Source organism: Streptomyces sp. NPDC002790 (genome assembly GCF_040295505.1).
Classification (GTDB): domain Bacteria; phylum Actinomycetota; class Actinomycetes; order Streptomycetales; family Streptomycetaceae; genus Streptomyces.
Genome location: NZ_JBEOVM010000024.1, coordinates 16,509 through 29,301, shown reverse-complemented (window position 1 = coordinate 29,301; position 12,793 = coordinate 16,509). Strand labels below are relative to the sequence as shown.

Annotated in this window: 4 protein-coding genes; all 4 read right to left on the bottom strand. The window is 71.3% G+C overall.

The window, feature by feature from the left end; translation table 11 throughout:
• Positions 1 to 68: 68 nt before the first annotated feature.
• The 4 genes from ABT004_RS14220 to ABT004_RS14205 all read right to left on the bottom strand — a co-directional run bounded on the left by ABT004_RS14220 (position 69) and on the right by ABT004_RS14205 (position 12,724).
• Positions 69 to 899 (bottom strand): ABC transporter permease, encoded by an 831-nt coding sequence (locus tag ABT004_RS14220; RefSeq protein ID WP_351335685.1) that lies wholly within the window; start codon positions 897 to 899, stop codon positions 69 to 71.
• Positions 887 to 1,954: an ATP-binding cassette domain-containing protein gene (locus ABT004_RS14215; protein WP_351335817.1), complete on the bottom strand. Its 1,068-nt coding sequence runs from the start codon at positions 1,952 to 1,954 to the stop codon at positions 887 to 889. Before ABT004_RS14215 ends, ABT004_RS14220 begins: the two co-directional genes overlap by 13 nt.
• 98 nt (positions 1,955 to 2,052) lie before the next feature.
• Positions 2,053 to 2,256 carry an MbtH family protein gene (locus ABT004_RS14210; RefSeq protein WP_351335682.1) on the bottom strand — a complete coding sequence of 68 codons (204 nt, stop codon included), beginning with the start codon at positions 2,254 to 2,256 and terminating at the stop codon, positions 2,053 to 2,055.
• A 37-nt stretch (positions 2,257 to 2,293) separates the two neighbouring features.
• Entirely contained in the window at positions 2,294 to 12,724 is a 10,431-nt protein-coding gene (locus ABT004_RS14205; protein ID WP_351335679.1) for a non-ribosomal peptide synthetase, read from the bottom strand.
• Between the last annotated feature and the right edge of the window lie 69 nt (positions 12,725 to 12,793).

Genomic DNA, 12,793 nt, shown 5'->3' with positions numbered 1-12,793 from the left:
CCTCCTGTGAACGGCTGTCGGCCCAGGTGCGCTGCGTCAGGGGTGTTGGCCCGCGACGCCCACCTCCGTCAGCGTCGAGCGATCCTCCGGTACCTGCTGATCGCCAAAGGCATGAAGATCGCGATGATGGCGCATGCGCACAACAGGGCGTATGCGGTGGCGTGTTGGACGGGCCAGGAATGAGGTGGCGTTATCGCCGCCGGCGCCTCGTTCGCGAAGAGGGAACGGGTCGCGGTGGCGGTCGCCGACACGGGGTTCCACTCTGCGATGGTGCGCAGCGGGCCGGGCATCGTGGTGATGGAGACGAAGGCGCCGGAGACGAAGGTGACGGGGAACAGCCAGATGAGTCCGGCGCTCTGTGCGACTTCGACGCTGCGGGCCATGAGCCCGATGGTCGCTCCGACCCAGGACATGGCGAAGGCGAACAGCAGGATCAGGGCGTAGGCGGTCACAGCCCCTGCGACGGAGCCCTCGATGCGCCAGCCGACCAGCAGTCCGCACAGGGAGGTGACGATGAGGGTGACGGTGCTCATGGCCAGGTCGGACAGGGTGCGGCCGAGGATGACGGAGCCGCGCGGCATGGGCAGTGCGCGGAAGCGGTCGATCATGCCCTTGTCCATGTCGGCGGCGAGCCCGATGGCTGTGAACGAGGCGTTGAACGTCACGGCTTGGGCGAAGATGCCGCCCATCAAGAACGTGCGGTACTGGGCGCCACCGAGGCTGCCTCCGAAGACGTAGGCGAGCAGCAGGACGAACATGAGTGGCTGGATGAGTGCGGCGATGACCGCTCCCGGTGTGCGGCGCAGGTTGATGAGGTTGCGCTCGGCGATCAACAGGCCGTCACGGGCCGGGCGGAGCAGGCCGGTCCGTTTGTGCGGGGCCAGGTTCATCGTCGCCATGCGTGGGCTCCCTTCTTGCGGCCGGTGCGGCTCCGTCGTCCGTCGCGGATTTCCGGCTGTGCGCTTCCGCCGGGTCCGTCGAGCTGTACGAGTTCCTCTGCATCCGGCATGTCCGTGGAGGTGGGGCGGGTCTGAGGTTTGCCGGTCAGTGCGAGGAACACGTCATCGAGGGTGGGGGGCGCCAGCGACACGTCCCGCACGGTGAGCCGTGCCGACTGGAGGGCGGTAAGGGCCTGTTGCAGGTCGGCGGCGCCGTTGTCGGTTGCTATGGAGACCAGCCCCGTCCGTCGGTCCACCTCCGGTTGGTACGGGCTCAGCCCTGCCAGGAGTTCGGCGATCGCCGCGGTGGTTCGTGCGTCGGCGGGGCGGAGGGTGATGCGGTCTCCGCCGACGGCGTCCTTGAGCTGGTGCGCGGTGCCTCGGGCGATGACGCGGCCGTCGTCGATGACGGCTATGGAGTCGGCGAGTTGGTCGGCTTCCTCCAGATACTGGGTGGTGAGCAGGACGGTGGTGCCGTCGGCCACCAGGTCGTGCACGGCTTGCCAGGTGTCGGTGCGGCCGCGCGGGTCGAGCCCGGTGGTGGGCTCGTCGAGGAAGACGACGGCAGGGCGTGCCATGAGAGCGCCGGCCAGGTCGAGACGGCGGCGCATGCCGCCGGAGAAGCTGCCGCTGGGCCGGTCGGCTGCCTCGTTGAGCGTGAACCGGTCGAGCAGGTCACCGACGCGGCGGCGACCTGCTGTGCGGCCCATGCCGTAGAGCCGGGCCACGAGGTAGAGGTTCTCGCGGGCGGTGAGCCGCTCGTCGACGGCGGCGTACTGCCCCGACAGGCCGATGCGTTCGCGCACGGCTTCCGGTGCCTCGCACACGTCGTGGCCGGCGACGAGGGCACGGCCCCCGTCCGGGCGGAGCAGGGTGGTGAGGATGCGCACCGTGGTGGTCTTACCCGCGCCGTTGGGGCCGAGGAGGCCGAGTACGCTGCCCGCCGGCGCCCGCAGGTCGATGCCCGCGAGTGCCTGGCGGTTCCCGAAACTGCGCGTGAGGCCCTCCGCCACAATGGTGTCCTGCCCTCTGGGGCGTGCCGCCCCCCGACCCGTGTGTTCGTGGTGCGGGAGGGGCTGCCTGAGCGGGCTGAGCAGACGCGTTCCTTGTGCGCTCACCGCGATGCCAGAGCGCTGCGGGGCGTGAGATCCGTCCAGTGGACGTCGACGTAGGCGACGCATGCCTCGCGGGTCGTGGGTCCGTGGACGACGTGCCAGCCCTCGGGGACGTCGGCGAACTCGGGCCACAGGGAGTGCTGGCCCTCGTCGTTGATCAGGACACGGTGCTGGATGGCGGGGTTGTCGAACGGGTTGGTCATCTGGGGGGCTCTCTTTCGTGACGGTGGAGTGAGTGGTTCAGGTGGCGCGCAGTGCCGCGTCGAGGACGGGGCCGATGAGGGCCCGCGAGTCGGGGCGGAGCATCTGGGCGTGGCCGCACGGCACGTCGTGCACCTGGAGGGTTCCGTCGATGTACGGATCCCACAGGGCAGGCACGAGACCGTTCGCGGGGTCTTCCTCCGTGGCGCGGAAGAAGAGCACGTCACCGCGGAAGGCGCGCGGTGCGTAACTGCGCATGAGGCGGGCCTGGGCGGCGAAGTTGCCGACCATCGCCTCGATGGTGGCCGGCTCCAAGGCGCCGAGAGGACTGCCGGTGTCCCGCAGCGCGTCCCGCACTGCTGACGCGTCGAGCGGGGCGTCGGCGTCCCAGGCGGAGATGTCGAGGCCGAGCGCGGTGAGCAGGGCGCGGAAGACGACATCGCGGCCGGCGTCCTCCAGACCGTCGGCGGGCGGCACAGGGAAGGCATCCATCACCGCCAGCAGCGCCACCTCCTCGTCTGCTGCCTGGAGTTGGACGGCGATCTCCTGGACGACGTTGCCGCCGAAGGACCAGCCGAGCAGCCGGTAGGGGCCGTGCGGCTGCACGGTGCGCACCTGGTCGATGTAATGGGCGGCCATCGCCTCGATGCTCTCGGGGAAGGGCCGGGTGCCATCCAGGTTGGGTGTCTGGAGTCCGTAGACCGGCCGGTCGGCGACGTGCTGCAGCAGCCCGGCGTAGGACCAGGCCAGACCGCCGGCCGGATGCACGCAGAACAGTGGCGCGAGGCTGCCGCTGACGCGCAGCGGCAGCAGGGAGTCCAGGTCCGCCTCCGCGCGGGCGTCGCCGGACTCCGCCTCGCGTCGAGCCAGCGCGGTCGCGAGACCGGCCGGGGTGGGAGCCTCGAACAGCGCCCGGATGCCCAGGTCCGTGCCGGTGGCGTCACGCACCTGGGCCAACAGACGTGCTGCCAGCAGGGAATGGCCGCCCAGCGCGAAGAAGTCGTCGTCGGCCCAGCACCGTTCCATGCCCAGAACCTCTGCGAACAGCGCACACAGAAGGTCCTCACGAGGCCCGGCCGGAGGCCGACCCGCGCCACGGGCTCCCTGCCCGTCCCGGGGTGCCGGAAGGGCTCGACGGTCGAGCTTGCCGCTCGCGGTCAGGGGGAGCGAACCGAGCGGGACGAACGCGGCAGGGACCATGTACCCGGGCAGTTCGGCGGCGACGGCCGCGCGCAACCGGTCCAGGTCGTGGCCGTCCGGACCGAGTGGCCCGGCGTCGTCGTGGGGCACCACGTAGGCGACCAACTGCTCCGTACCGTGCGCCTCCTGAGCGCCCACCGAACGCAGCACCACTGCCGCCCGTGCGATGCCGGGCTGTCGCTCGAGTACAGCGACGATCTCATCGGGCTCCACCCGGAAACCGCGTACCTTCAGCTGGCCGTCGGCCCGGCCCGTGAACTCCAGTTGGCCGTCGGTGCAGCGGCGTACGAGGTCACCGGTGCGGTACATCCGCTCGCCCGGCGGGCCGAACGGATCCGCGACGAAGCGCGCGGCGCTCTCGGCGGGACGTCCGAGGTAGCCGCGTGCCAGACCGGCGCCCGCGAGGTACAGCTCGCCGGTCGCGTTGGGTGCGGCGGGCCGCAGGTGACGGTCGAGGACGTAGCAGCGGGTCCCGGCGACAGGGCGGCCGAGCACAGGCCGCTCTGTCTCGTGCAAGGGAGCGTACAAGGTGTCGACAGTGGCCTCGGTGGGACCGTAGAGGTTCCAGACGGTGAGGCCGGCCACCTCGCGCAGTTGCCGCCACAGGCCGGGTGGCACGGCCTCGCCGCCGAGCGCCAGGACGGCCGGGCGGTGTGCGGATTCCGTGGCGTCGCACAGTCCGGCGTCCAGGAGCGCGGCCGCGTGGCTGGGCGTGGTCTCCAGCACGTCTATGCGCTCCTCGCGCACGGCCCGTACGAGGGCGGCCGGATCGCGGCGGGTGTCGTTGTCCACGACGACGAGCTCGTGTCCGGCCAGCATCCACAGGACGGGATCCCAGGAGGCGTCGAAGGACAGCGAGGCGGTCAGCGCCACCCGCAGCCTGCGGCCGTCGGGCGCCGCCTGCGTGAACAGGGTTCGCCGGTGGTGCTCCCACAGCTGGGCCAGCGACCGGTGTTCGACGACGACGCCCTTGGGGCGCCCGGTGGAGCCCGAGGTGTGCAGCACGTAGGCCGCGTCCCGGGGGCCGGGCGCACTCTCGGGCGGGGCCTCGCCGGGCAGAGCGGCCAGGACCGTCCGGGTGTCGGGGGAGTCCAGCAGGACCACCTGCCACGACCCGGAGGGAACCCGGCCGGCGGTCTCACTGGTTGCCAGCACCACGTCGGGCTGAGCATCCTCCAGTACGGCGGCCACGCGCGCGTGCGGCAAAGCGTCGTCCAGCGGCGCGTACGTGCCGCCGGCCGCCAGCACACCGAGCAGAGCGCTCAGGGATTCGGTGGAGCGCGGCAGCAGCACCGCGACGGTACGGTCCGGGCCCACGCCGTGCGCCCGGAGGAGATGGGCCAGTCGGGCGCTGTTCTGGGACAGTTCCGCGAAGGACAGCGCCTGGCTGCCGCAGCGCACCGCGATGTCGCTGCTGCGCATCGTGGCCGCCGTCGCCGCAAAGCCCGCCACCACCGTCGGATGCCGGGGCGCGCACTGCGGCCCAGATGTGCCCGGCCGCTCGGTGTCCCGGTCGAGGGGATCGTGCCGGGACAACCGGGTGTCCGGCTCCGCGACGACGAGCCGCAGCAGAGCGACGAAGGAGTCGGCCAGCAACTGCGCCGACGCCGTGTCGAACAGGCCGTGTGAGAACTCCAGCTCGCCGGTCAGTTCTCCGTTGCCGGCCTGCTCCGAGAAGTTGAACGACAGGTCGAACTTGGCGGCGGCTGTGTCCACGCCCTGCACTGCGGCGTGCAGACCGGGAAGGTCAAGTGCCGGGCGCGAGGCGTTGTTCAGGGAGAGCATGACCTGGAAGAGCGGGTGCCGGGACAGGGACCGCGGTGGCGCCAAGTGCTCCACGAGCGACTCGAAGGGCAGGTCCTGGTGCGCGTAAGCGGCCAGATCGGCTTCGCGGGTGCGGTGCAGCAGACCACGGAAGTCCGGGTCGCCGTCGGTGTGGACCCGCAGGGTCAGTGTGTTGACGAAGAAGCCCACCAGTGGGGTGAGGGCCTCGTCGGTGCGGCCGGCGACGGGTGTGCCGACGACGATGTCCTCGCCCGCGCCGAAGCGGTCCAACAACGCGGCGAGCACAGCGTGCAGGGCCATGAAGGCACTGGAGCCCTCGTGGCGGGCCAGCTCCGTCAGCCGTCGCCCGTCATCCCTGGTGAGGGGCAGGGCGACGCGACCTCCGTGCCCCGAGGCCACTGCGGGCCGCGGCCGGTCCGTGGGCAGGGCGAGTTCGGTGGGGGCGTCGGTCAACGTCTGCTGCCAGTGGGCGAGTTGGCGTGCGTGGACGCTGTCGGGGTCGTCGGGGCTGCCCAGCAGTTCGCGCTGCCACAGGGCGTAGTCCGCGTACTGGACCGGAAGCGGAGTCCAGTCCGGGGTACGGCCGGCTATTCGTGCGGCGTAGGCGGCTGCCAGGTCCTGGGCCAGCGGCCCCATGGACCAGCCGTCGGCCGCGATGTGGTGCACGACCAACAGAAGAACGTGCTCCTTGGCGCCGGTCCGCACGAGCTCGGCGCGCACCGGGAGGTCTGTAGCGAGATCGAAGCCCCTGCGGGCCGCCCTGTGCAGCAGCTCAGGCGCCTGGTCGGCATCGGTGAAGGTGACAGGGAGGTCGGGCATGGCCTCCCCGGGGGACAGGATGCGCTGGGCCGGGCTCCCGGACCGGCCCGATCCGTCACGCAGGACCGTGCGCAGGCTCTCGTGCCGGACGACCACGTCGCCGAGCGCACCGCGCAGTGCGGGCACGTCCAGCCGCCCCCGCAGAGCCACGGCCATGGGCAGGTTGTACGAGGCGTCGCCGGAGTCCATCCGGTTGAGGAACCAGAGCCGCTGCTGCGCGAAGGACAGGGGCAGGTCCGCCGGGCGGTCGGTCCGGGCGTGCAGGGTCGGACGGCCGCGTGCGGCGCCGTCGAGGTGCCGGGCCAGTCCGGCCGGTGTGGGGTCCTCGAACAGGGCGCGGACCGGGATCTCGACGCCGAAGGCGTTCCGGACGCGGTTGACGATGCGGGTGGCCATCAGCGAGTGGCCGCCGAGCGCGAAGAAGTCCGCGTCCCGGCTCAGGGACCCGGTGCCCAGGCACTCGGCGAACAACGCGCAGAGAATCTCCTCCTGCGGAGTGCGCGGAGCCTCGCCCTGCTCGTCCGCCGCGGCGTCCGGCGCGGGAAGGGCCGCGAAGTCGGTCTTTCCGTGCACCGTCAGGGGGATGTTCGCCACCGTCACGATGTGAGAGGGCGTCATATAGGCCGGGAGCCGGTCGCCGACGAACGCGCGCAGCTGGGCGGCCTTCGGCTCCGCGCCGGTCTCCGGCACGGCCCAGGCCACCAGCCTGGCACCGTCCGCAGCGTCGAGGACGGTCACGACGGCCTGCCGGACAGCCGGATGGGCTGTGAGGGCGGCCTCCACCTCTCCCGTCTCGACACGGAATCCGCGCACCTTGACCTGGGAGTCGGTTCGGCCCAAGAAGACCAGCGAACTGTCCGGCCGACGGCGCACCAGGTCGCCGGTCCGGTACATCCGGCTGCCCGGAGGACCGTAGGGGTCGGCGAGGAACCGGTCGGCGGTCAGGCCGGTCGCGCCGTCATAGCCCCGGGCCACGCCGGCACCGGCCAGATACAGCTCACCCGTGACGCCCGGCGCCGCGGGGCGCAGCCGCGCGTCGAGGACCCGGGCGCGCATTCCGGAGACCGCGTGGCCGATGCCGGGTGCGGAACCGGGGGTGACCCGGGCGATGACACTGTCCACGGTCGTTTCGGTCGGCCCGTAGAGATTCCACACGGCCACACCGGGCAGTTCCGCCAGCTCCCGCCACAGCTTCTCCCGCACCGGCTCGCCGCCCAGCGCCACCACGCGCGGCCAGGGCCTGCCGGGTGCGAACAGGCCGCACATCCGCAGCTGCTCAAGGAAGGACGGCGTCGTCTCGATCACGTCGACCCGCCGCTCGTGCAGCAGTTGAACCAGCGCCTCCGGGTCCCGCCTGCTCCGGTCGTCGACGAGGTGCAGCTCGTGTCCGGCGGCCATCCACAGCAGCGGATCCCACGACGCGTCGAAGGTCGCGGCCGCGGTCAGGGCCACGCGCAGGGGCCGACCGTTGTTGGCCCGTTCGGCGGGCTCGATCAGCGTGCGCCCGTGGTGGCGCAGCAGGTTCGCGAGCGCACGGTGTTCGACGACCACACCCTTGGGCCTGCCGGTGGAGCCGGAGGTGTACAGCACGTACGCGGGATCGGAGCCCCGGGGCCCGTCCAGCGGCAGCACATCTTCCGCAGGGTCGGCGTGCGTCTCGTCCAGATATAGCGCGGGCGTACCGGAGGCCGGCAGGCCGGCGGCGACGGCCCGTTCGGTGATCAGGAGCGCGGGCTGCGCGGACCGAAGGATCTGCGCGTTGCGTTCCTTGGGGTGCGCGGGATCGAGGGGAACGTACACCGCGCCGACCCGCAGGACGCCGAAGACGGCCGCGATCTGACGTACGGAACGGGGCAGGGCCACCGCGACGCGATCACCTGGACGCACCCCTTCGGCCATCAGACGCCGGGCGATGCCGTGCAGTTCGGCTGTCAGTTCACCGAAGGAGACCGTGTGCCGACCGTCGGCCACGGCGATGCGCCCTGGCGTGACGGCGGCCTGCGTCTCCAGCACGTCACAGATACTGTGCACCAGCTGGGGCCCCTGGGCCGTGGCACCAGGCGTCCGGGCCGTGTCCAAAGCCGCGTGGCGCTGGTCGGCCGTGAGCATTTCCAGCTCGCTCAGCCGTCGCCCGGGAGCGGCGAGAGCGGAGCGCAGCAGACGCACGAAGTGGTCCGCGAAGCGCCGGACCGTGCTTTCGTCGAACAGCTCGGCGCTGTACTCCAGTTCGCCCGACAGGCCGACGGGGAGACCGTCCGCATCGTGCAGCTCGGTGAAGTCCCAGGTGAGGTCGAACTTCGCAGTCGTCCGTTCGGGCTGGAGCACCGCCGCTCGTACCCCGGGGAGGTCGAGCCGCGGAGCGGCGGTGTTGTTGAGGGCGAGCATGACCTGGAAGAGGGGATGGCGCGAGAGGGACCGCGGTGGGGCGAGAGCCTCCACCAGCTGTTCGAAGGGCAGATCCTGACGGCTGTAGGCGCCCAGGTCCGTCTCCCGCACCCGTTCCAGCAGCTCGCGGAAGGCGACGTCGCCTGCCGCGTCGACCCGCAGGACAAGGGTGTTGACGAAGAAGCCCACGACATCGTGGAACGCTTCCTCGTCGCGTCCTGCCACCGGAGTGCCGACGACGATGTCGTCACCCGCACCCAAGCGATGCAGCAAAGTGGCGAGCACCGCGTGCAGGACCATGAACGGGCTGACGTGCGCCTCGCGCGCGAGCGCGACGAGCGCGCCGTGCTCAGCGGCGTCGAGCCGCATCGGGACCCGGCCGCCACGAAATGTGGCGCGCTCCGGTCGCGGCCGGTCGCAGGGCAGAGGTAGCTCGGGCGGTAGCCCCTCCAGGGCCGCGCGCCAGTCCACCAGTTGTGTCGCGGCGAGGGAGTCGGGGGCGTCCGGGTCGCCGAGCAGGGCGCGCTGGCGCAGCGCGTAGTCCGGGTACTGGGCGGGCAGCGGCTGCCACTGCGGCGGCTCTCCGCCGGCCCGCGCCTGGTAGGCCGAGCTGAGATCGCGTACCAGGGGACCCATCGACCAGCCGTCGGTGACGATGTGGTGGAACGTCAGCACCAGGAGATGGGTGCGGCCGGCGCCGTCCCCTTGATCATGAGTGAGCAGGAGGGCTTGCACGGGAGGCTGTCGGGCGAGGTCGAACCGGGGCTGTGCCACGTGTGTAGCCCCGTCGGCCAGGGGCATTGAGGTGCACAGCAGCTCGATGCCGCACGCCTCGGCAGGCAGTACGACCTGGTGCGGCCCCTGATCGTCCTCCCGGTACACCGTGCGAAGGCTCTCGTGCCGCGCGAGCAGATCGAAGAAGGCGGCTCGCAGGGCGGCCACGTCGAGTTCGCCGTCGAGCCGGACCGTTACGGGGATGTGGTAGCGCTCCCCGCCCTCGCCCATCTGCTCAAGCATCCACAGACGTTGCTGGCCCGCGGACAGGGGGAGCCGCGCAGGGCGCGTCCCGAAAGTCGGATCGTGCTGCGTCCTTGTACGCCGGCTCTGTTCGGTCTGTGTGTCCACGCGCTCGGCCAGGGCGGCGACCGTCGGAGCCTCGAACAGCGCTCGGACCGGCAGCCGGACTCCGGTCCGTGCCGCCAGCCGGGACAGCAGGCCAGTGGCCAGGAGCGAGTGACCGCCGAGGGCGAAGAAGTCGTCGTCCCGACCGATCGCGGTCAGGTTGAGGACCTCCGCCATCGCCGCGCAGACAGCTTGTTCGGAGGCGGTGCGAGGCATGATCCGGGGGCCTGCCGCCGCTGCCGTCGGTTGCGGCAGTTCTGCGGTGTCGAGCTTTCCGTTCGGCGTCAAAGGGAGCCGATCGAGGACCGAGTAGGCCGCGGGCACCATGTAAGGCGGCAGTTGCGCCGACAGCGCGTCGCGCAGCTGACCCGGGTCGTCGCGCACCTGGGCGCCGGACGTGTCCGCTGCGGGCACGAGGTAGGCGGCCAGCAACTCCTCGCCGGGCCGCGCGGCGTTCACCGTCACCGCGGCCCCGGCGACGCCCGGAAGCGCGAGGAGCGCCGATTCGATCTCACCGAGTTCCACTCGGTGGCCGCGCAGTTTCACCTGGTCGTCGCTGCGGCCGACGAACTGCAGGGACCCGCTCTCGTGCCAGCGCACCAGATCCCCGGTGCGGTACATGCGTTCACCCGGGCCGCCGAAGGGGTCCGCGAGAAACCGGTCGGCTGTCAGACCGGGCCGGCCCGCGTACCCGCGCGCCACTCCGGCGCCCGCCAGGTAGAGCTCGCCGGTCGCTCCGCGCGGCAGCAGGCGCAGCGCCGCGTCCAGCACGTAGGCGCGAGTGCCGGCGACCGGCCGCCCGATCGTGGGCACTCCGCCGACGACGCGGGCGGTGACCGCGTCCACCGTCGTCTCGGTCGGCCCGTAGAAGTTGTGGACCAGCAATTCCCCGTCTGCGGCCAGGCGTTGCCACAGCTCCTCATGGACCGGCTCGCCGCCCAGTGCGATGACCGTGGGACGGTGCTCCCACGCCCCGCTGTCGGCTGTGAGCCCGGCGGCCAGCAGCTGGTGCAGGAAGCTGGGGGTGGTCTCGATGACGTCGATGCGGGTGGTGCGCAGGAAGTGGACCAGGGCCTCGGGATCGCGGCGCGTGGCATCGTCGACGATGTGCAGATGGTGGCCGCTCAGCATCCACAGCAGCGGATCGAAGGACGCGTCGAAGGACGTGGCCGCGGTGAGCGCCACACGCAGCCGACCTTCCTTCTCCGCCGCGGCCTGGGCATGCGATTCACCGCGGTGATGAGCCAGCAGGTTGCTGATCGAGCGGTGCTCGACCACGACGCCCTTCGGCCGGCCCGTCGAACCCGATGTGTAGATGAGGTAGGCGGCATCGCCGCCACGCGGCCCCGCGAAGGGAGGGCCGTCGGGCACAGCGTCGAGGTCCCACGACGGACCGCGCACCACGGTGCTGTCGGGTGCCAGACCCGCGACGGCCGCGTCGGGCTCGCAGACCACGATCACGGGCTCGGCGTCCGCCAGCAGATAGGCGATGCGCTCGACCGGGTAGGACACGTCCACCGGCATGTACGCGGCGCCGCTGCGCAGCACAGCGAGTGACGCCACCACCGTGTCCACCGAACGCGGCAGGGCGACCGCCACCGTCGTGCCGGGACCGGCCCCGTCGGCCCGCAGAGCCGATGCCGCCGCTTCGACTGCCTGATGCAGCTCGGCGAAGGTCAGAGTGCGTACGCCGTCGTCCACGGCCGGAGCCTCGGGTATCTCCCGCGCCAGCCGGGCCAGTTCCTCCGGCAGCGTGGCCTGGTCGGTCAGACCGCTCCGACCCGTTCCACAGGACGGTGCGGCGCCTTCGCCGGTGCCCTGATCCAGCAACCGGGCTTGCCCCTCGGCGCCGAGGAGTTCCAGACCGCCGAGCGGCCGGTCCAGGTCGTCGAGGAGTTGCTCGACCAGCCATGTGACGCGCTCCAGATGTCCGGCCACCGCCTCCTCGTCGTAGAGCGCCGCGTTGGCGAGCATGTCGACGCGGGCACCGAGACCGCCGGGAGCGGGGTGAACGGCGAGGGTGAGGTCCTCCACCGGGCCAAGGCTCAGATTGTGCAGGGTTCCTGTCGCGGGCCCGAACTGGAGATTCTCCTCGAAGGCGAGGACATTGACGGACGGCCCCGTCAACGGCTCGCCCCTCACCAGGCCACGCTCGCGGCGCAGTTGCTCGGTCGGAAAGCGCTGGTGACGCAGCGCGCCGCGCATGGTGGTGTGCACCTGGCGCAGCAGGTCACGGGCTGTGTCCGCCGGGGTCAGGCGCAGTCGCAGCGGCACTATCTGGGACATCATTCCCGGTGTCTGCCGCGCCACCCTGCTTCGACGGCCTGTCACCGGCATCCCCAGGAGAAGGTCCTCCGCGCCTCGCATCCGGTGTGTGTAGACGGCCATGCCGGCCACGAACAGTGCCGGCCATGCCACCCGTCCGAGGCGTGCCCCGTCGCGCAACCGCCGCCACCGCACGCCGTCCAGCGTGACCGAGCACCGCAGGACTTTCGCACCCGGTCGTGCCTCGCTGTCCGTAAGACGTTCCACGCTCGCGGTGCCGTCCAACTGGCCGCGCCAGTACGCCCCGTCCTCGGCACCGGCTGTCGACGTCGCGTACTGCCGTGCCTCGGTCACCAGGGGCTCCAAGGGGAGCGGGGCAGCCGCGACCTCGACTCCGGCGACGAGGGCCGCGTACGTCTCGGCAATGCGGCTCAGCGCCACTGCGGCCCCGAAACCGTCCAGGACCAGGTGGTGCGTACGCATGTACAGCACATGGCGAGAGGAGGAGAGCCGGAACAGCATGAAGGCCGTGACGGGCCCGTGGACGATGTCGATGGGTACCGACAGGTCCTTTTGCATCAGCACGTGGACGTCGGTTTCCGCGTTCGCATTCGCTGACAGATCGACAAAGGAGACACCGAGGGGCCGATTGGCATGGACGACCTGACTGGCCGTCCCGCCGTCCGGGTCGTCGGTCACGGTGGTGCGCAGGGCATCCGTCTCCTGCGTCACCAAAGTCACTGCCCGGCGCAGCTGGAAGAGATTCAACTCCCCTTGCACATCGACATATTCAGCGATGGTGAAGTCGGTTCCCCCGGGGTGGAGGTGATGGGCGAACCACAGCGACTCCTGCGCGACGGTCAACGGAAGCCTCTTGGAACCATCGTCAGCCATGTGCTCGCTCCTGGTCCACGTGCTGCGTGCCGACACCGTCGACCACCCTCCCGATCTCGCCACGATCGA

Bases quoted from the DNA above. Each gene is read 5' to 3' on its own strand.
- ABT004_RS14210 (WP_351335682.1), bottom strand. From the start codon at position 2,256: ATGACCAACCCGTTCGACAACCCCGCCATCCAGCACCGTGTCCTGATC.
- ABT004_RS14205 (WP_351335679.1), bottom strand. From the start codon at position 12,724: ATGGCTGACGATGGTTCCAAGAGGCTTCCGTTGACCGTCGCGCAGGAG.
- ABT004_RS14220 (WP_351335685.1), bottom strand. From the start codon at position 899: ATGGCGACGATGAACCTGGCCCCGCACAAACGGACCGGCCTGCTCCGC.